Origin of the sequence: Nocardia sp. NPDC051911, from assembly GCF_040681035.1 — a bacterium.
Taxonomy (GTDB): domain Bacteria; phylum Actinomycetota; class Actinomycetes; order Mycobacteriales; family Mycobacteriaceae; genus Nocardia; species Nocardia sichangensis.
Window position 1 is genome coordinate 47,098 of the sequence record NZ_JBFAXY010000032.1, and the last position, 18,903, is coordinate 66,000.

Annotated in this window: 16 protein-coding genes; 12 read left to right on the top strand and 4 right to left on the bottom strand. The window is 68.8% G+C overall.

The annotated features are described in order from the left end of the window. Positions 1 to 75: 75 nt before the first annotated feature. Positions 76 to 1,203 carry a lipase family protein gene (locus AB0L97_RS30685; protein ID WP_364436296.1) on the top strand — a complete coding sequence of 376 codons (1,128 nt, stop codon included), beginning with the start codon at positions 76 to 78 and terminating at the stop codon, positions 1,201 to 1,203. Positions 1,204 to 1,213: 10 nt separating this feature from the next. Here the strand turns inward: AB0L97_RS30685 and AB0L97_RS30690 are convergent, their stop codons facing one another. Then, positions 1,214 to 1,456, bottom strand: a complete 243-nt coding sequence (locus AB0L97_RS30690; protein ID WP_355078408.1) for a hypothetical protein — start codon at positions 1,454 to 1,456, stop codon at positions 1,214 to 1,216. Between the two features lie 344 nt (positions 1,457 to 1,800). Between AB0L97_RS30690 and AB0L97_RS30695 the strand changes: the two genes are divergently transcribed. The 7 genes from AB0L97_RS30695 (at position 1,801) to AB0L97_RS30725 (ending at position 9,508) form a co-directional block, all read left to right on the top strand. After that, entirely contained in the window at positions 1,801 to 2,976 is a 1,176-nt protein-coding gene (locus AB0L97_RS30695; protein ID WP_355078407.1) for a lipase family protein, read from the top strand. 234 nt (positions 2,977 to 3,210) lie between these two features. Continuing rightward, positions 3,211 to 4,584 carry a lipase family protein gene (locus AB0L97_RS30700; protein ID WP_355078406.1) on the top strand — a complete coding sequence of 458 codons (1,374 nt, stop codon included), beginning with the start codon at positions 3,211 to 3,213 and terminating at the stop codon, positions 4,582 to 4,584. A 187-nt stretch (positions 4,585 to 4,771) separates the two neighbouring features. Beyond that, entirely contained in the window at positions 4,772 to 5,836 is a 1,065-nt protein-coding gene (locus tag AB0L97_RS30705) for a fused (3R)-hydroxyacyl-ACP dehydratase subunits HadA/HadB (RefSeq protein ID WP_364436302.1), read from the top strand. Between the two features lie 329 nt (positions 5,837 to 6,165). After that, positions 6,166 to 7,110 (top strand): helix-turn-helix transcriptional regulator, encoded by a 945-nt coding sequence (locus AB0L97_RS30710; protein WP_356968212.1) that lies wholly within the window; start codon positions 6,166 to 6,168, stop codon positions 7,108 to 7,110. Between the two features lie 85 nt (positions 7,111 to 7,195). Continuing rightward, entirely contained in the window at positions 7,196 to 8,146 is a 951-nt protein-coding gene (locus AB0L97_RS30715; protein ID WP_356968210.1) for a helix-turn-helix transcriptional regulator, read from the top strand. 139 nt (positions 8,147 to 8,285) lie between these two features. After that, entirely contained in the window at positions 8,286 to 8,945 is a 660-nt protein-coding gene (locus AB0L97_RS30720; RefSeq protein WP_355078402.1) for a helix-turn-helix domain-containing protein, read from the top strand. Next, positions 8,927 to 9,508 (top strand): hypothetical protein, encoded by a 582-nt coding sequence (locus AB0L97_RS30725; protein ID WP_355078401.1) that lies wholly within the window; start codon positions 8,927 to 8,929, stop codon positions 9,506 to 9,508. The genes AB0L97_RS30720 and AB0L97_RS30725 overlap by 19 nt, the downstream gene beginning before the upstream one ends. Positions 9,509 to 9,723: 215 nt before the next feature. Here AB0L97_RS30725 and AB0L97_RS30730 read toward each other — a convergent pair whose 3' ends face one another. Continuing rightward, a complete protein-coding gene (locus AB0L97_RS30730; protein ID WP_355078400.1) occupies positions 9,724 to 11,274 on the bottom strand; it encodes an acyl-CoA carboxylase subunit beta in 1,551 nt (516 codons plus the stop codon). 564 nt (positions 11,275 to 11,838) lie between these two features. Between AB0L97_RS30730 and AB0L97_RS30735 the strand changes: the two genes are divergently transcribed. Genes AB0L97_RS30735 through AB0L97_RS30750 form a run of 4 tightly spaced genes read left to right on the top strand, consistent with a single transcriptional unit; the run spans position 11,839 to position 15,891 of the window. Continuing rightward, entirely contained in the window at positions 11,839 to 12,783 is a 945-nt protein-coding gene (locus AB0L97_RS30735; RefSeq protein WP_364436310.1) for a transcriptional regulator, read from the top strand. 57 nt (positions 12,784 to 12,840) lie between these two features. After that, the gene (locus AB0L97_RS30740) at positions 12,841 to 13,791 is read left to right on the top strand and encodes an acyl-ACP desaturase (RefSeq protein ID WP_364436313.1); all 951 of its coding nucleotides are present in this window, start codon (positions 12,841 to 12,843) and stop codon (positions 13,789 to 13,791) included. 8 nt (positions 13,792 to 13,799) lie between these two features. Beyond that, positions 13,800 to 14,816: an alpha/beta hydrolase family protein gene (locus AB0L97_RS30745; RefSeq protein ID WP_355078397.1), complete on the top strand. Its 1,017-nt coding sequence runs from the start codon at positions 13,800 to 13,802 to the stop codon at positions 14,814 to 14,816. Between the two features lie 40 nt (positions 14,817 to 14,856). Then, positions 14,857 to 15,891 (top strand): LLM class flavin-dependent oxidoreductase, encoded by a 1,035-nt coding sequence (locus AB0L97_RS30750; protein WP_364436316.1) that lies wholly within the window; start codon positions 14,857 to 14,859, stop codon positions 15,889 to 15,891. 15 nt (positions 15,892 to 15,906) lie between these two features. Here AB0L97_RS30750 and AB0L97_RS30755 read toward each other — a convergent pair whose 3' ends face one another. Continuing rightward, a complete protein-coding gene (locus tag AB0L97_RS30755; protein WP_355078395.1) occupies positions 15,907 to 16,944 on the bottom strand; it encodes a fused (3R)-hydroxyacyl-ACP dehydratase subunits HadA/HadB in 1,038 nt (345 codons plus the stop codon). A 44-nt stretch (positions 16,945 to 16,988) separates the two neighbouring features. Further along, positions 16,989 to 17,594 (bottom strand): YdcF family protein, encoded by a 606-nt coding sequence (locus AB0L97_RS30760; RefSeq protein ID WP_364436320.1) that lies wholly within the window; start codon positions 17,592 to 17,594, stop codon positions 16,989 to 16,991. Between the last annotated feature and the right edge of the window lie 1,309 nt (positions 17,595 to 18,903).

Genomic DNA, 18,903 nt, shown 5'->3' on the forward strand with positions numbered 1-18,903 from the left:
CCCGGCGAGGTCGCCCGGCCGGGCCACCGATTGTGGTGGCTTGCCGGTGCGGCCGCGGCTGGGGATAGTCGGTCGGTGCGGTGTGGACGGTTCATGGCGGGGGCGGCGGGCGTCGTGGTCTCGGTGACGGTCGCGTTGGCCGGGCCCGCGGACGCCGGGGTGGACGAGGCGCCCGGCACCGTGACGGACCTGGCGGAACTGGCGGACCGTCTGCACGTGGCAGGGGCGACGACCGCCGAACGGCTGACGTATCGGTCGCGTGGCCCGCGCGGGCCCATGCTGAGCACCGGAGTGCTCTATCTGCCCGAGGGCGCTCCGCCGCAAGGGGGTTGGCCGATCGTCGCCTACGCGCACGGCACTTCCGGGATCGCCGACGAGTGCGCGTTCACGCTGCGACCCCGGGACTACTACCTGACGTCGGTGTACCCGGATCTGCTGCGCGCGGGCTATGCGGTGGTGATCTCCGACTACGTCGGACTCGGCACCCCCGGCGTGCATCCCTATCTGGACGGTCCCGCCCAGGCCCGCAGCATCATCGACGGCGTGCGCGCGGCACGGGCGGTCGCCCCTTCGCTCGGTACCCGCTGGGCGGTGTTCGGTCAGTCGCAGGGCGGGCACGCCGCGCTGTTCACTGCCCATCTCGCGCCCGGCGACGCACCGGAACTCGATCTGCGCGGCGCGGCCGCGACCGGCGCACCGTCGAATCTGGACGTGGTGTTCCCGCTGGCGGGGCCTTGGCTGCCGCGGCTGCCGCTGCAGAAGACGACGACCTATTTCGGCATGCTGCTGGCCGGATTGCGCGCCAGTGCGCCGGAGCTGGACATCGACGGCTACCTGACCCCGGTGGGCCGGGACGTCCTGCGCATCGTGGAAGCGGACTGCGCCGCCGAGGCGGACGCGCAGGTGTCCGGCATCGGCATCGGGGCCATGCTGTCGCGGCCATTGGACGACCCCGCGCTGCTGGCCGCGGTGCGCGCGATGTTGAAGGTGCCGACGAGCGGCTACTCGGTGCCGTTGTACCTCGGTCAAGGGCTGACGGATCTGGAGGTGCCCGCGCCGCTGACGCTCGAGCTGATCGCCGAGCTGCGCTGCGCGGGCACCGATCTGCGGGTGGACTGGTATCCCGGCGATCATCTCGGCGCGGCGCGCGAGGCGTTTCCCGACGCGCTCGACTTCCTGCGTGGCGTGCTCGATCGGCCCTGAGCCCGCTCACTCAGCGCCAGAGCGAATGGCACGGTAGCCTGCGCAGGCCGGGACGGACCTGGCCGTCGACGGTGACGGTGAGCCCGGCGTGTGCGGCGGCCGAGGTGAACTCCCACGCCTCGGTTTTGGTGGCCGCGTATTCGAGGACCAGCGCGTCCTCGGGAGTGGGCCCGTCGAAGTAGACGGTGATACGCCGGGTCGGCGGTTCTCGGGTGTCGTCGCGGTCAGCGAGTCTGCGCACAGTGCCGTCCATGCCACTGTCTCCTTCCGGCCTGCGCGGCAGCCGCGCCGGTAGGACTGACGGTAAAGGGCCGCCACTGCTGAGAACATGTTGCAGGTTATCGGCTGGAAATGTCACAGAACGGACGCGGCGTGGTGGGGTACAGTCACCAGCCGGGGCGCATCGCGGGCACAGCCCGGGCGACCCAAACTTGTGAATTGTCAACATGATCGCGTCGGGCGGTACCCAGCGCGGGTGATGTTGCCGAGGATGAGCACAGCGTCGGACGATTCAGGAGGCACACGTCGATGAGTCAGCGCCCACGTTCGTTGGGTAGGGGAGTGGGGCGAAGACGTCTCGCACGTGCGATCGGAGCGATGGCCGCGGGGCTGGTGCTGATCGCGAGCATGGCCGGCGCGGCGACCAGCGCGCCGCTGTATCCCGAACCCGATCCGGATCCCTTCTACGCGACGCCCGCGGACATCGCCGACCGCAAGCCCGGCGACGTGATCGCGACCAGGGTGATGCCGCCGCTGGCGATCTTCCCGGAGACCACGGTGACCGTGATCCGATTCCGGTCGACGAGTTCGGAGGGGAAACCGATCGCGGCGACCACCACGGTGCTGACGCCGAAGGCGCATCGCGCGGACGGTCCGCTGCTGTCGTTCCAGCACATCATCAACGGGCTCGGCTCGGAGTGCTCGGTCTCCCGGGTGCTCTACACCGGCGACCCGAACCTCGTCGTGCGGGAAGCGCCCGGCTGGAACGTGCTGCTGGCGCGCGGCTGGAGCGTCGCGCTGCCCGACCACCTCGGCCCGAATTTCGCCTACGGCGCCGCGAAGCTCGGCGGGCAGATCACGCTCGACGGGATCCGCGCCGTCAAGCAGGTCAACGAACTCGGGGTGCAGCGCAGCCCGGTGGCGATGGTCGGATACTCCGGCGGCGGGATGGCCACCGCGTGGGCCGCGGCTCTGCAGCCGAAGTACGCGCCGGAACTCGACATCGCGGGCGCGGCCATGGGCGGCGTGCCGATGAATCTGGTGAAGATGCTCGAGGGGCTGGGGCTCAACCCGCACCCGGTGTTCGGTCTGGCGTTCGCCGCCGGGTTCGGACTGGAACGGGAGTACCCGACTCGCTTCCCGCTGAGCGACCAGCTGAACGAACGTGGTCTGGCCGCTCGCGCGCAGATCGCCAACAGCTGCACCAATGACATCCTCTCGACGGGGGCGGGTCACGGTGCGCTGGACTTCGCCAAGACGACCTCGATGATCACCGACAACACCGCGCGCGCCGTGGTCGAGGAGAACAGCCTCGAACTCTACGATGGCGTGCCGAAGACGCCGGTGTTCGAATGGCATTCGCCGATCGACGGCCTTATCCCGATCGACGCGGTGGTCAACACCGACAAGCGATGGTGTTCGGCGGGCGCCAGGGTGCAGACCGAGGAGATCCCGGTGCCGGACCATTTGACCGCGGCGGTGCTCGGTATTCCCGCGGCACTGAACTGGCTGGACGCTCGTTTCCGAGGGGAGCCGGCGCCGAGCAATTGCTGAGCGACGATACGTGAACGGCCGAGCCGGGACCCCACTCTTCGGAAAGGGGTCTCGGCCGGTTGTTGCGATATGGATACGCGACAACACAACTCGGACGCTTTACTGCGTCCAGTCCAGGGCGCTGACGTAGCCTGACGTCCTGGCTCCCGGTCTGACAGGGGACATTTCGGGGGTCGAAGGCCAGTGCGCCCGGGTGCCAGACGACGTTGCCGTTCGCACCCGAAGGCGTGTGCCATGAAGATTTCGCGTGCCATTGCTGTGGCATTGCTCGCCGCCAGCTCGGTCCTGGCCGTCCCCGCCGCCGCAGAGCCGCCGCCCGCGCCGCCGCCGGGCGGGTTGCTGCCCGCGCTACAACAACTCATCGATCAGGTGATCCCGCCGCCGCCGATCGCGCCGCTGCCGGAGCCGATTTCGCCTGCGCACGAGGCGACTACGCTGTCGCCGTCGCTGGCCGCGCTGCGCTCGGCCACGCTGCCCTCCGCCGTCGGCGACCCGATGTTCGACCTACGGCCCGCGAATCTCGACGAATCGGCCGAGGGACAGGTCATCGAGGTCCGCGACGTGCGCGCGACGGCCGCGCCGTTGCTGCTGCTGCCGATCCAGCGTGCGCTGCTGGTGAAGTACCGTACGACGGACGCGCACGGCGCACCGTCGTACGCCACGGCGACGCTGATCGTTCCCGCCGCACCGTGGCCAGGGCCCGGTCAGCGGCCGGTGGTGGTGAACAACCTGCCCATCGATGCCCTCGGCCGTACCTGCACGCCGGGATACACCCTCGCGCACGGGCTCAACCCCGACACCAGCACCACCGACTTCCTGCCGCCTACGACGCATCTGGCGGCGCTGCGCGGGTACGCCGTGCTGATCCCGGACCACGAGGGCCCTTCGATGGCCTACGCCGAACCCATCGTGGCCGGGCACGCCGTACTCGACTCGATCCGGGCGGTGCGCGGGCTGCTGCCGGAGGAGTTCGGCGCCGCGAAGTTCGGCCTGGCGGGATATTCCGGCGGCGCGATCGCGACGCACGGGGCGGTGAAGCTGATCGACGGCTACGCACCGGAATTGGCGGACGTGATCGTAGGCGCGGCGCTGGGCGGCGTGCCCGCCGACTTCGAGATCCTGGCCCGCAGCATGAACGGCAACCTCGCCTCGGCGATATTCATGGGTGCCGTGTTCGGCATCGGCCGCGAGCGGCCGGAGATCCTGGCCGGGATGAACAATCTCGCCCGATGGGTGGCCACCTCGCCGGTGAAGAACATGTGCGGCAGCAGCTTCGGAGCGATCGGCGTGCTGATGCTGCCGATCGACATCGCCGCGAATTTCCCCGATCCGCTGCATTCGGCGCTGGCCGCGGACATCTATCGGGTGACGAAGATGGCCGGGATGCGGTCGGCGACTCCGCTCTACGTCTACAACGGCGAGCAGGAGTTCTGGATCCCGGCCGAGGGCGCGCGCGATCTCTATCTGGAGCAGTGCGGACTCGGCGTGCCCGCGGTGTACCGCAGTGTGCTTGGTGAGCACATCATCGCCGGTGCGCTCGGTTATCCGGAAGCCATGATCTGGCTGGACGACAGGCTGCGGGGAGTGCCTGCGCCCGACGAGTGCTGACCGTGTGACGGCGCTCGGGGGAATCCGGTAACGCGGTGTGCCCGCTATGGCGATCAAGACTGTGTCCCCCTTCGGCCCTTCGGTTGGTATGCCCAGATCTGGCGAGGGCGCTCCTGCGGCGTCGTCGCGGCTTCGGTACGGTGGGCCGGGCCGGTCGGGGGTGACGGCGGATTCCCGAGAGAGGCACATGAACGACATCACGACCACCGCGTCCGAACAAGCCAAGGCACTGGTGGGGCGGCAATATCGCCTGACCGACTCATACGAGGTGGGGCGCGAGAAAATCCGGGAGTTCGCGCGAGCGCTGCAGGACGGCCATCCCGCCCACCGGTACGAAGACGCCGCGGCGGAACTCGGCTTCGACGGGCTCGTCGCGCCGATGACGTTCTCGTCGATCGTGCTCATGTTGATGCAGCGCAAGATGTTCGAGTCGGTGCTCACCGGGTATGACCTCGGCCAGGTGCTGCAGACGGAGCAGACGATCCGGGTGCACCGGCCGATCGTCGCGGGCGACCAGGTGCGGTGCGAATCCTACATCGAGTCGTTCCGGCAGTTCGGTGACAAGGACTTCATGGTCACCAGGAACGTGCTGAGCAACCAGCACAAGGAAGTGTTGCAGACCGCGCACACCACGGCGGTGGCGCAGACCGGGGTGGACCTCGCCGCCGATCTGCGCGCGGCGGTCGAGGGCGTGATCATGACCGGGCAGTCGGCCGCCGACCGTGCGAACGCGGCGGCCGGGCGCGGGTCCGGCGACGACGGCGGGCTGGTCGAGAGCTTCGACGAGGCGTTGCAAGCGGACCCCCCCGACGAGTCGCGCACGCCCCGCACCGTCCCCGCTTTCGAGGACCTGTCCGTCGGCATGGAACTGGCCCCGCGAACAGTGCTGCTGTCTCGTGGTGATCTGGTGAATTACGCAGGCGTCTCCGGTGATTCGAACCCGATCCACTTCAGCGACGTGGTCGCGCGTAGCGCCGGACTGCCCGACGTGGTGTCGCACGGACTGCTGACCATGGGCATCGGCGCCGGGTATCTCACCTCGTGGCTCGGTGATCCGGCCGCCGTCACGCGGTACGGGGTGCGGTTCGCCGGGTTCGCCCCGGTTCCGGCGACCAGGGCGAGCGCGATCGAATTCCGCGGTCGGGTCAAGCAATTGGACCCACAGCGCCGCGCGGCCACCATAGCCTTGACCGCGACCTGCGGTGACCGCAAGCTGTTCGGTCGCGCGACGGCGGACGTAGTGCTGCGCTGAACCGAGCGGGCCGCCGTCACCGGATTCGGCGGCGGCGGGCACCGGGTCGTGCGGTCATCGCTTCGGTGCGCGGGTCGCGCAGCGGAACTATTCGGCCGCAATGGTTTTCGGTAGCGCCGCGCGCCCCGCGGCCAACTCGTCGCTTTGCCTTCCGTAGTTCGTCTGCTGCCGGACCGATGGTTGCTGCTGGCGGTACTCGGGCTGCGTGACGAGCAGTCATCCCGGCGACCTTGAAAATGATCTTGCGGATGTGCTTACACCTGCGCATACGCTGCCGTTCGTGGGGTTCGGTGCTGGAGTGCGGGCACCGCACATGCGAGACTCGGTACATGCGTGCTTCGGTAGTGCGGCCTCAGAACGAATCCATCGCTCGTGGAACGGCTCCCGCCGCCGAGGGCGGCCCGACCGCCCTACGGATGATCCTCGGCGGGCGGATGCGTCGGCTGCGTGAGGCGTGCGGCATCTCACTGGAGGAAGCGGGCGAGGCGATCCGTGGCTCGCACTCGAAGATCAGCCGCTTGGAACTGGGGCGTACCGGCTTCCGGGAGCGGGATCTGGTGGACCTGCTCGCGCTGTACGGCGTCACCGACGAGGAGGAGTGCGCGGAGTTCAAGCGGCTGGCCAAGCAGGCGAACACCTCGGGATGGTGGCATCACGACGCCGACTGGCTGCCGAAGTGGTTCGACACCTATCTCGGGCTGGAGCATGCCGCCCAGTTGATCCGCTGCTACGAGCCGCGGGTCGTTCCGGAACTGCTGCAGACCCCCGAGTACGCCCGCGCGCTGTTCGTGCTCGCTCATCCGCACGAGGACGAGGAGTCGATCGAGCGGCGCGTGGCCCTGCGGATGCGCCGCCAGGAGATCCTGACCAGGCCGGACCCACCCCAGATGTGGCTGATCGTCGAGGAAGCGGCGCTGCGGCGCAGGATCGGAGGATCGCAGGTGTGGTTGGCCCAGCTCGACCACCTGCTGCGGGTCGCGGACGCGCCGAACATCACCGTGCAGGTGCTCGCCGATCACGTCGGCGGCCCCGCGGTCTCCGACGGCGCGTTCACCATGCTGCGTTTCGCCGAGTCGGATCTGCCGGACATCGTGTATCTCCAGCAACTCACCGGCGCGCTGTACCTGGACAAGGACGCCGATCTCGCGGCTTACCGGGCGGTGGCGAATCTGCTGTCGGTGCACGCCGCGCCCCCCGAGTACACCCGCGATCTCATCGCGGCCTTGCGCGAGCGTGAGCCGCAGATCGTCGAGCTGCCGTCCGGCCCGGCCTGACCGGCCCGGTGGAACCACGAATGCGCGGCGGTACAGGGACTTTCGGCCGTAGATAACGACTGGGACAACATGGCAGACTCGGGGCATGCGTCCTTCGAACGTACGACAGGCGGCCGATGCGGCGGGGTTCGGCGCTCAGCCGGTGTCCGGAGGCGGGCCGACGGTGCTGCGGATGGTTCTAGGCGGCCGGCTGCGTCGCCTGCGCGAGGACCGGAAGATCACCAGGGAAGCGGCGGGTGAGGCCATTCGCGGGTCGCATTCGAAGATCAGTCGGCTGGAGCTCGGGCGCACCGGCTGCCGGGAACGCGATCTGGTCGACCTGCTCGACTTCTACGAGGTGACCGACCCCGCCGAACGGGATCGATACCTGGAACTGGCCAGGCAGGCCAATGCGTCGGGCTGGTGGGCGCGAGACAACGACTGGTTGCCGAAGTGGTTCGACACTTACCTCGGGCTGGAACAGGCGGCCCGGCTGATCCGCTGCTACGAGCCGCGGGCGGTCCCCGAACTGCTGCAGACCCCGGAGTACGCCCGCGCGCTGCTCACACTGTCGCATCCGGGCGAGCCGCAGGACGCGATCGAACGCCGGGTCGCGCTGCGCATGCGCAGGCAGGAAATACTCGCCGGTCCGCACCCGCCGCAGGTGTGGATGCTCATCGAGGAGGCCGCGCTGCGCCGCAGGATCGGCGGCTCGACCGTCTGGCGCGCGCAGCTGGACCGCGTGCTGCACGCGGCGGCGCGGCCGAACGTCACGATCCAGATCCTGGCCGATCACGTGGGCGGCCCCGCGCTCACCGACGGCGCGTTCACCGTCTTGCGCTTCGCCGAGGCCGATCTGCCCGACATCGTCTATCTCCAGCAGCTGACCAGCGCGCTGTATCTGGACAAGATCGCCGACCTGGACGTGTACTACACGGTGCTGAACCAACTTTCGCTGCTGGCCCCGTCACCGGAGCATTCCGGCCAGCTGCTCCAGATCTTGCGCGACGGCATTCCGCCGACCGTCGACGAACCGGTGGACAACCCGAGAAGCTGACCGGCCGCTGGCCGCCCTCCCGACGTCTTCCCGGGCGATTCGGCGCGCCCGAATCGGGCATCTTCTCTGCGAGGTGATGCGCATGCCGGGCAAGAGCAAAGTATTGTCCCATTGGGACAATAGGGGTATGCTCAGGTGCATGAGCGACGACGGGGTCGGTCTGGACGGCCGTCGGCTGCGCACTCGGCGCAGCCGTGAAGCGCTGTCGCGCGCGGCGTTCGACCTGCTCACCGAGCGGGGGCTCGACGCGGTGGCCGTCGAGGACATCGCGCTGCGGGCCGGTGTCACCCGGCGCACGTTCAGCAGGCACTTCGCGTCCATCGAAGAGGCGATTCTCGGCGATGTCGACCAGGATGTGCACCTGTTCAACGAAGCCCTGAGCCACCGTCCCCTTTCCGAGCCGCCCCTGATCGCCTACCGCGGCGCCGTCCACGATTGGCTCGCCACCGAGTACGGCGGGGCCCGTGCGTCGCTGCTCGCCCGCCGCTGGGCGCTGTTCCAGCGCTTCGAGGACGAACCGGAACTGTTCGCCGGCTATCAGCGCATCCGCATCGACGGGCAACGCGAGTCCGTCCGGATCATCGCGGCACGGCTCGGCGTGGATCCGCAGACCGATCCGCGTCCGGCCGTCGCCGTCGGCGCCGGTGCGGGCATGCTGCTCGCGGCGCTACAGAGTTGGGCGGCGGGCCCTGATCCGATGGGCCTGCCCGGCCTCGTCGAAGAGTTCTTCGACACCCTCGTCACCCTCACCGCCGAAATTCGCAACGAGGAGTCACCGTCATGCCTACCGGGTCGGTGAACATGTACCGCCGGACGTGCCGCCGCGTCGGCTTGGATCGCAATCCGCTGCGCCGCAGTGAAGATCGTGTGCAGACCGGTGTCGCGGTGCTGCTTGCCCTGGTGTTCCTGATAGTCGTGCCCATACTCGCGCTGACCGTCGGCGGCCGGGTGTACCGCGTCGAGACGGCCGCGGTGCGGGCCGAGACGGCACGCTTGCATCGAGTCGACGCCACGGTGATCGAAACCGGGAAGGCGCCGCTGTACGCGCCGGTGGTGCCCGCGCGTGTGTCCTGGAAGGACGCCGACGGCGTGGCCCACACCGGCGACTATCAGTCGACCACGGTGGTCGAGCCGGGTTCCACCGTGCCGATCTGGCTGAACGAACGCGGCGCGATCGTGGAGCCGCCGTCGTCGACCCAGCCCGCCAGCAAGGCGGTGATGCTGACCGCCGGTGCGGTGTTCGGCGTTTCGATCGTGCTCGTCGGCAGCTATCTGCTGCTGCGCCGAGGTCTCGATCGGCGGCGGCTGCGCAGGTGGGAGACCGAGTGGGTGGCGGCCGATCTCACCTGGGGGCACGGCTGAGCCTTGGTGCGGCGTGCCCGCCGGGCGAGGGTAGGGAACAGGCGCAGCGGGCACGTCGCGTGCCGCGCCGCTACGCGGCGAACGAAGCGGGCCCGGCACTGACCTGAGATTAAGGCATCGGCGTGCCGGACGGCCCGGTTCGCCGCTGATCGCCGGAGATCCCACCACATAGACCCGGTTATGTTGTGACACAGCATAACCGGGTCCGCTGCGCCTCAGACCGGAAAAAGACTGTGCTTGCGGGGGTTGGGCTCGGCGCTCGCCTCTTTCTCGCGCAGCAGACGCAGCGCCCGGCGGATCTCCAGTCTCGTCTGCGAAGGCTCGATCACCGCATCGATGTAGCCGCGCTCGGCGGCGATCCACGGCGTGGCAACCGTCGTGTTGTACTGCTCGATCATGGCGTCGCGCACGGCCGCGCGGTCCTCAGGGGCCACCTGGGCGAGCTGCCGTTTGCCGACGATGCTCACCGCGCTCTCCGCACCCATCACGGCGATGCGCGCGGTCGGCCAGGCCAGGCTGACGTCGGAGCCGAGTTGCTTGCAGCCCATCACGGCGTAGCCTCCGCCGTAGGCCTTGCGGACCACGACGGTCACGATCGGGACGGTCGCCTCGATCACCGCGCGGAAGAACCGTCCGCCGCGCTTGATCACTCCGCTGCGCTCTTCCTCCACGCCGGGCAGCACGCCGGGGGTGTCCACGACGAAGATCAGCGGCAGCCCGAAGACATTGCACAGCCGGATGAAGTGCGTCGCCTTGTCCGAGCACTTGGCGTCGATCGCGCCGCCGAGGACCAGCGGCTGATTCGCGATCACCCCGACGCTGCGCCCGTCCACCCTGGCGAAGCCGGTGATCAGGTTCTGCGCGGTCGCCGCGCTGATCTCGTGGAAGTCGCCGTCGTCGAACAGGCGCAGCAAGATCTCGTGCATGTCGTAGCCCTGCCGATCGGAGTCGGGAACGATCGAGTCCAGCTCCAGATCGTGCGGCGTGACCTGCGGCTCCAGGCCCGGATTGACGACCGGGCCCGGCTCGAGGCAACTCGACGGCAGGTAGCCCAAATAGGTCCTGGCCCAGTCGAAAGCGTCCTGCTCGGTGGCGGCGACATGGTGGACGGTGCCGTTGGCCGCCTGCGCCTGCGCGCCACCCAGTTCCTCCATGGTCACCTCCTCGCCGGTGACCTCCTTGATCACCTCGGGGCCGGTGACGAACATGTAGGACTTCTCGGTCGCGATCAGAATGTCGGTGTTGACCGGTGCGTAGACCGACCCGGCCGCGCATTTGCCCAGCATGATCGACACTTGCGGGACGAAGCCCGACAGTCGTTCCTGGCGGCGGCTCATCAGCGCGTACCAGGCCAGCGAGGTGACCGCGTCCTGGATGCGGGCGCCGCCGGAGTCGTTGATCGCGACGACCGGGCAGGCGTTCCTGGTGGCGAAATCCAGCGCCGCGGCGACCTTGCGGCCGAACATCTCGCCGACGGAGCCGCCGAAGACCGTCTGATCGTGGGCGATCACCACGACGGGCCTGCCGTCGATCCGCCCGCGGCCGGTGACCACGCCGTCGCCGTACATGGCTCCCGGGGTGCCCGGCTGGCGCACCAGCGCGCCGGTCTCCACGAAACTCCCCGGGTCGAGTAGCGCGCGCACTCGCTCCCGCGCGCTGGGAATGCCCTTGGTCTTGCGCTTCGCGATGCCGTTTTCGCCTGCGGGCTCTTCGGCCAGTTCCAGAATCCCCCGCAGCTCGTCCAGCTTGTCTCGCGTACCGCTCATATGTGTTGTCGCCCTTCGAAACTCGTCGCGACGCCGTACGGCAGCGCGACGCTCGATGCTATCGGCGGTGCGATCTGCTGCACAGCGGTTCGGATGATCTGATGGAACAGCTCACAGGTTTGCCTTTCGATGCCTCGGTTCATAGCACGCGACGCCCCGGCTCACGGCGACGACACGGACTGTGTGACGTCCCAATCGTGGCCGTAGGTCGCGATGAACCGTCCCCAGAGCGCCGGAGGGGACTACTCAGGGCGGTGCCGACGGATCTAGGGTGATCTCGACGCAGCGCCGGAAATGCGCGGACGGCGCTGCGTCACACACTCCGGAAATCGGTGCGCCCGCGAAGACATCGGGCCGGATCCGAAAATAGCGGTGCCGCAGCGGTTCTGCCTGTGCGGGACGCGGGCTGCGCGAATTCCAGCGAAAGTTGTGATTGCGCCCAACGGGTCGGGCGGCCGCTGATGACTTACCCGATGCGGCGGAACATATCTCGATTCCATCACGATCCGACGCTAACCTTCGGGAGGCATGATGGGCAGGCAGTCGAGAACGAGTACCGAGACGTTGACATCGAAACTCGTCGCACACCTGGCCGGGCGCTCCGGCCGCGACGCGTCCGGCGATGTCGCGACGACCGCACGGAACTGTCTGGCGGCCGCTGTCGAACTACTGGCTCCGCGTCCGGCGCCCGCGACGGTCCGGCCGCCGGAGATCGCCGGTTTCGCCTCGCGCTGGGCGCGGGAGGGCATCACACTGGAAACGGTGCTCGGCGCATATCACGACGAAATCCGTAGCGGCCTGGAATTCCTCGCCGACGAGGTCGCCGACGAGCGAACCGATCATTTTCTCGCGGGTGCGCGATTGGCGGTCCACGTACTGGAGATGGTGACCGTGGCGGCGTCGACCGCTTATGTCGACGAGCACCGCGCGGTCGCGCGGGAACATCAGACCGCGGCGCAGACGCTGGTCTCCGCGCTGCTGGGCGGGCACGCGGTCGGCGAACTCGCCAGGGCGACAGGCATTCCGATCGCACGGTCGTATCAGGTCGTCGCGCTGGGCATTCCGGCGCATCCGGACGAGCGAAGACCCGGCACGGGCACGGACGCGGCCCGGCGCAAACTCCGTCGCGTGCAGGCCGCGCTGGCCGGTCCGCTCGGCTCACGGGCCTTGTCGGTGCTGTCCGCCGCGGGCGGCACGGTGCTGGTGCCGCTCGACGACGTGCCCGCCCGCACCGGAACATTCACCATGACCGACGACGTGCTGGCCATCGTCGGTGAGGCCGCCGAGGTCCCGTTGACGGCCACGGTGGCCACCGGCCGCACCGCGCGCATCCCGGAACTGGCCGGTCGCGCCCACGATCTGCTGGACCGGCTGCGGGCTGCGGGCGGGCCGCCGGGGCTGTATCGGGTGGCCGACGCGGGCGATGCCCCGGCTTGTGAACTGCCCCAGCCGGGCCATATGGCCATCGTCACCTCGCCCAACGATCGCGTGATCGGCCGTTCTGCCTGATATTCCGCCGCTATCGTCGACTGTGCCCTGATCTCGAGGGTGAGCAAAGGAGTTCGAGTGACCACCGCGTTGACCGATCGCGATATTCTGCGCGAACTGGAGCCCACCGCCGAACGCCTGCTCAACGACCATCTGCGCAAGGCGAAATCCTGGAATCCGCACGATTACGTGCCGTGGGACGACGGCCGCAATTTCGCCGCCCTCGGCGGAATCGATTGGGAGCCGGGTCAATCCGCGCTTTCCGAGGTCGCGCAGACCGCGATGATCACCAATCTGCTCACCGAGGACAATCTGCCGTCGTATCACCGGGAGATCTCGGAGTCGTTCTCGCTGGACGGGGTATGGGGTACCTGGGTGGGCCGGTGGACCGCCGAGGAGAACCGCCACGCCATCGTGATGCGCGACTATCTGGTCGTGACCCGCGCGGTCGATCCGGTGCTGCTGGAGCAGGCGCGGATGGCGCATATGACCACAGGTTTCGCCACACCCGGCGAAGAGGAGCGGTTGCTCCATTCGGTCGCTTACGTCACGTTGCAGGAGCTCGCGACCAGGATCAGCCACCGCAATACGGGAGCGGCCTGCGGGGAACCGGTCGCCGAGCGTATGCTGCAGCGAGTTGCCGCCGACGAGAACCTGCACATGATCTTCTACCGGAACATCAGCGCCGCGGCCCTCGACCTGGTGCCGAACGAAGCGCTGCGCGCCATCACCAGCGTGGTCACCCGATTCCAGATGCCGGGGCTGACCCAGCCGAATTTCCGGCGCAACGCCGTGCTGCTGGCCAAGCACGGCATCTACGACTTGCGTCAGCATCTCGATGTGGTGGTGCGTCCGGTGCTGCGCGCGTGGCACGTCTTCGAACGCGACGATCTGACCGGCGACGGCGAACGAGCCCGCGAGGAACTGCACGCCTACCTCGAAGACCTGGAGATCCGGGCGCGCCGGTTCGAGGAACAGCGTGAACGCGCCGCGGCCAGACAAGCAGAACGGGCCGCCGCAGCCGGATGAGCCCACGTATGCCGATCACCGCGGTGGCGATGGCCCTCATCGCCACCGCTGCCGCTGCGCCCGTTCTCGCCGATCCGGTGCCGCAGACCCCGCCGCCCGCCGTCGACCCCGCCATGACCCGCACCGGGCTGCTCTCGATCGAGGACCTGGGCGGGGGGCACGAACGGCTGTCGATCGCCTCGGCGGCGATGCGCCGGATCATCACCGTCGACATCCTGCGCGGCAGCGGAGCGGCGCCGCGCCCGGTGCTGTACCTACTCGACGGCGTCGACGGCGATGCCACGTCCGCATGGCTGACCAAGGGCGCGGCAGCCGAGTTCTTCGCGGGCAAGCCGGTGGACGTGGTGCTGCCCGGCGGCGGCACCGGCAGCATGTACAGCGACTGGGTCCGGCAGGACGCCGCACTCGGACTCAACCGCTGGGAGACGTTCCTCACCACCGAGCTCCCGCCCATCGTGGAGTCGCTGCTGCGCACCGACGGGCGTCGCGCCATCGCCGGGGTGTCGATGGGCGCACAGGCGGCGATGATGCTCGCCCAGCGCCATCCGGGCTGGTATCGCGCCGTCGCCGGGATGAGCGGGTGCTACTCCACCGCCGACCCGCTGGGGCACGCGGTGACCACCATCACGGTCGCCTCGCGCGGCGGCAACGTGAACAATCTCTGGGGCCCGCCGACCTCACCGGAGTGGGCCGCGCACGACAGCCTGCTGCACGCGGAGAACCTGCGCGACACCGCCGTTTACCTCTCGGCGGCCACCGGGCTGCCGACGGGAGCCGATCTGGTGTCGGTCGCGAACTCCCCGTCGGTCGCGGAAGCGCTGCAAACCGCAGGCGGCGGTGCTGCGCTGGAAGCGGGCGCCCGGGCCTGCACCGAGCGGTTCGCCGACCGCCTGTCCCAGCTGAACATCCCCGCCACCCTGGAGTACACCGCGGCGGGCATGCACACCTGGCCGGACTTCCAGGCGCAGCTGCCGAAGGCGTGGCGGGTGCTTGCGCAGGCACTGGGGCTGCCCACGCCGTCGTGAATCGGCGGAATGAGCGCGGCGCGCTCGCGTTGACACCGATATGACCTCGGCGCTGTCCCCTGTCCGGTTCTCCGTTCTCGATCGCTCGCGCGTCCGGCGCGGTCAGAGCCATCCGGCCGCGTTACGGGAGACCGTCGAGTTCGCCCAGCTCGCCGAACAGTGGGGCTATCACCGTTTCTGGGTGTCGGAGCACCACAGTGTGCCCGGCGTGGCGGGCTCGGCGCCGACCGTGCTCGCGGCCGCGGCGGCAGGAGCGACCGAGCGGATCCGGATCGGCACGGGCGGTGTGATGCTGCCCAACCACCAGCCGCTGGTGGTCGCCGAGCAGTTCGGCGTGCTGGAATCGCTCTACCCGGGACGCATCGACATGGGTCTCGGCCGCTCGGTCGGGTTCACCGACGGCGTGCGGCGAGCGCTGGGGCACGACAAGCGCGACGCGGAGGATTTCGACGCCCAGCTCGCCGAGCTGCTGGGGTACTTCGCCGAGGGCAGACAGGGGGTGCACGCGTGGCCCGCCGAAGGGCTGCGTATCCCGGCGTTCCTGCTGGCCACCGGGTCCGGCGCCGAGCGGGCCGCCCGCTTCGGGCTGCCGCTGGTCATCGCCGCGGTCAGCGGGGAGGACCGCATGGTGGAGGCTATCGAGCGCTATCGTGCACTGTTCCGCCCCGCCGCGGTGGGCGCGGCGCCTTACGTCGTGGTCTCCGCCTCGATCGTGATCGCCGACAGCGCTCCCGAAGCGCATCGGCTGCTGCTGCCGGAGGCGTGGTCCGGCGCATACGCGCGCACCCATGGCGAGTTCCCGCCCCTGATACCGCCCGTGGAAATCGAAGCGCGCACCATGACCGATCGGGAGCGCCGGATCTTCGACGAGGGGTTGCGCGGCCACCTGTACGGAACCGAGGACGAGGTCGCCGGCCGACTGGAGCGGCTGGTGGGCAGGACGGGCGCCGACGAAATCCTCGTACACACCAGCACCTACGATCGCGACGCGCGGCTGGATTCGCACCGCCGCCTGGCTTCGCTCGTCGGCCTGTCGCGCGTGGCTGTCCGCGATCGGGCCGGTACAGCGGCCTGATCAGCCGGTGCTCGCCTATGGGAAGCGCACTTCGGCGGCGGCATAGCCGAACAGTCTGCGTCCCTCGGCGCGCGCGTCGACCGCGATGGTCGCCCGCCGCCTGCGCGGGTCGATCGAGGTGACCCGGCCGCGGAATTGGATCACGCCGGTGCCGACCGGTGGTATGCGCAGGTGCTGCGCGTTGTGCGCGAACTGCACACGAAACCGGGTGAGGGCCGCGGGGTCGCCGAGCCAGGAGCTCAAGAACGAGGTGGCCAGACCCAGTTTGAGCATGCCAGGAGCGACCACGGTCGGCAGGCCGCTGGCGACCGCGACCCTCTCGTCGAACAGCACCGGATTGGATTCGCCCGTCACCCCGGCGTAGTTGACCAGGTCGCCACGGGACAGGCGCATGGTGCGAAGGGGCAGTTCGGCGCCCACCGACAGGTCGGCGAAAGCGACGCGCGGACGCGGTATCCGGCGCAGCGGCGTCGGCGCGAGGTGATCCGCCGCGGCCGGGACGACGGCGCTGCCCCGAGCCGGTGCGTCCGGGGAGCGATGGCCCATGGCGACCTTGCGTACGGCGTCGGCCAACCACGGATCGCGACCGCCCACCCGGGCGAGCAATGCGCTGGAGCCGGTCTGCACCACGGTGCCGTGCTGGTCGATGAGCACGCTCTTGATCGCGAGGACGTCGTAATCGCCGAAGTGCCGGAACGATTCGAAATAGACGTCGCAGGTCAGGCGATCGCCCGCCAGCAACGGCCTGCCGAAGTCGAAAACTTGGTCCGCGTGCAGGATCCGGGTCGGGTCGTAGCCGGTGATCAGCGTGTCCAGAATTTCGCGGTGCACTCTGGTGAGGATTATCGAGCTGAATGTGGCGGGCGCGATGAGCCCGGGAAAGCCGAGTTCGGCCGCGGCGTCCTCGCTCCGATGCGCGGGATGGGAATCCTGGACGGCGCGGGCGAATTCCCGGATCTTTTCCCGTTCCACCTCATAGCGGAGAGTGGAACGGTAACGATGGTCGATGAGCGATCTGGCCTGATCGGCCGGATTCACCGCGGTCTCGTTCATGGTTGCTCCTGTATCGCGAATTGGTGGACGACGGCGCGCTCTCGTCACGAGAGCGGACCGAACCGCCAGACCAGGGGCGGCATCTGCTCGGGAGTCACGGTGCCGACGACGTCCACCCCCGCGTCGTGGAAGCTGCCCACCGCGCGGGCGAGGTGGTCGGCCGAGGTGATCAACACGACGTCGCGCGCGCCGATCGCGCGCATGATCGTCGCCGAGCGTTCGGCGTTCTGCACGGTCGTGGCCGCCTCCGGTTCCGGATGGATGCGCGCCGCGGGTACCCCGCGAGCGATCAGCCAGTCCGCCATCGCCCGTGCCTCGGTGACACCGTTGTGCGCGTTGCCGCCGGTCACGATGATCGGCGAGAAGGGAGCCAGCAACGCCTGCAGGTATCCGGCGTGCAGGCGGTCGACCAACTCCGGGCGCATGGCGCCGTCGGGCAGCAGCCCGTAGCCGAGCACGACGATGGCGGTCACCGGTCCGCGCGGTGTGGGCATGGGCGCGGGGACCGGCGCCTGTGGTCCGGCGGTCACGGATCCCCAGTCGGCGGAGCCCGAGCCCTCCGCCGCGGCGGAGGGGAGATGGGTCGCGGCGGCGGCGACGGCGACCACGCCCAGCAAGGTGCGGGCGAGACGAACCACGATGGCGGACATGGGATCTCCAAGCGGTTAGCCACCGGATGGCCACCGATGGCTGGGGTGCAGCGTCCGTCCATGATGCGGCCGCAGGCCGTTGCGGAACCGTAATCGTCTGGTGATCTGGACAATTCACCGTCCGCGAGCCGCTCGCTTGTGCCCGACGACCTCGTCGGCGAATTCCGGGACCGGTCGTCTTCGCCTTCTTGTGCCGCTTCCCTAGCCGCGTCGAGTACGGTCGTGAGGTCTCCAGACCCGGCCGTGGCGGGTGGGCGGGTCGTGTTCGCCGGTTCTAGCGTTGATCCGGCTTCGGTGCCGTCGATCGGCGTGAACGGCCATCGAATGACCTGTTTCCGTCGAGCGCGTGGCTCGTGCCCTGACTTCGCCCGAGGGCTCGACGGAAGCACCGACCGCCACGCGTTGCGCTCGCCGGACGGGATCTCGCAACCCGCCTCTGTCCGGCGCGCACGTCCCCGGCGCGCGGCGGTGTGCCCACCGAGCGGACCCTCGCACCCCCGCTCGGTGGGCATCGGGGCGTATCGATACGACCGGCTCGAATTAGTTTTGTTCAGGTGAACAAAACCGCATTGCCGTGGCGTGGAATGTCGACTCAACGAAATGGCTCGGGTATCGAGCGGCGGGTGGGGCGTGTTCCAAGTATTCGTGTCGTAGGCGAGTGATCGTGAAATGCGGGTATTCTGATCCGGTTCGGACCTGCGTTCCTCTTCCGGCGCCTCCAGGTGGCCTTGTGGTATCTGCCCACTTGATGAATTCACAGGAAATATTCGGGCGGGCCGAAAACGGCAATATCCTCTTTCGGAGTTGTTTTCGGTATGGGTAGCCAGCAACGAGGTTGTTACGCCCCTTTGCCGGATGGTACGTAGGCGGACCGCATGCTTCGCTCCGGCGCGTGCCGGGTCGGCGCTCGGGAACCGCAGCGACGTCGGATGTCTCGGCGGTGGTTTGCCCATCGAGTCGAGCGGTGCGCACTCGCGGCATTCGCACACGACATCGATGCGAGCGGCCTGCTGCCGGGCATTCGCCCTCTCCTCGTTCCGTGCGTCGGCGGGAGGCTCGATTCGCCTGTGGTGGCCCGGCGGGTCCATGTTCGATCTTGAAACAGGGCAGGTCCGCGTATCACTTGCGGGAAACTGGAACGGCTGGCAGGCTAACGCTCAGCACGCGACTGGACGGTCGTCCTGTCGCTTTGCTCTGCCGAAGAAAGATTGTGCGTGTGCCATGAGTTCGTCTTCTCAGCAATGGGAAACAGAGTGTTCGCCGCGAATAAAGAATCGTGGTATATGAAGTGCTCTATGGTGTCGGGTTT

Excerpts from the sequence above, each read along its gene's own strand:
- AB0L97_RS30715 (WP_356968210.1), top strand. The coding sequence starts at position 7,196 with ATGCGTCCTTCGAACGTACGACAGGCGGCCGATGCGGCGGGGTTCGGC.
- AB0L97_RS30745 (WP_355078397.1), top strand. The coding sequence starts at position 13,800 with ATGCCGATCACCGCGGTGGCGATGGCCCTCATCGCCACCGCTGCCGCT.
- AB0L97_RS30695 (WP_355078407.1), top strand. The coding sequence starts at position 1,801 with ATGGCCGCGGGGCTGGTGCTGATCGCGAGCATGGCCGGCGCGGCGACC.
- AB0L97_RS30750 (WP_364436316.1), top strand. The coding sequence starts at position 14,857 with ATGACCTCGGCGCTGTCCCCTGTCCGGTTCTCCGTTCTCGATCGCTCG.
- AB0L97_RS30705 (WP_364436302.1), top strand. The coding sequence starts at position 4,772 with ATGAACGACATCACGACCACCGCGTCCGAACAAGCCAAGGCACTGGTG.
- AB0L97_RS30730 (WP_355078400.1), bottom strand. The coding sequence starts at position 11,274 with ATGAGCGGTACGCGAGACAAGCTGGACGAGCTGCGGGGGATTCTGGAA.
- AB0L97_RS30690 (WP_355078408.1), bottom strand. The coding sequence starts at position 1,456 with ATGGACGGCACTGTGCGCAGACTCGCTGACCGCGACGACACCCGAGAA.
- AB0L97_RS30725 (WP_355078401.1), top strand. The coding sequence starts at position 8,927 with ATGCCTACCGGGTCGGTGAACATGTACCGCCGGACGTGCCGCCGCGTC.
- AB0L97_RS30710 (WP_356968212.1), top strand. The coding sequence starts at position 6,166 with ATGCGTGCTTCGGTAGTGCGGCCTCAGAACGAATCCATCGCTCGTGGA.
- AB0L97_RS30720 (WP_355078402.1), top strand. The coding sequence starts at position 8,286 with ATGAGCGACGACGGGGTCGGTCTGGACGGCCGTCGGCTGCGCACTCGG.
- AB0L97_RS30760 (WP_364436320.1), bottom strand. The coding sequence starts at position 17,594 with ATGTCCGCCATCGTGGTTCGTCTCGCCCGCACCTTGCTGGGCGTGGTC.
- AB0L97_RS30755 (WP_355078395.1), bottom strand. The coding sequence starts at position 16,944 with ATGAACGAGACCGCGGTGAATCCGGCCGATCAGGCCAGATCGCTCATC.
- AB0L97_RS30700 (WP_355078406.1), top strand. The coding sequence starts at position 3,211 with ATGAAGATTTCGCGTGCCATTGCTGTGGCATTGCTCGCCGCCAGCTCG.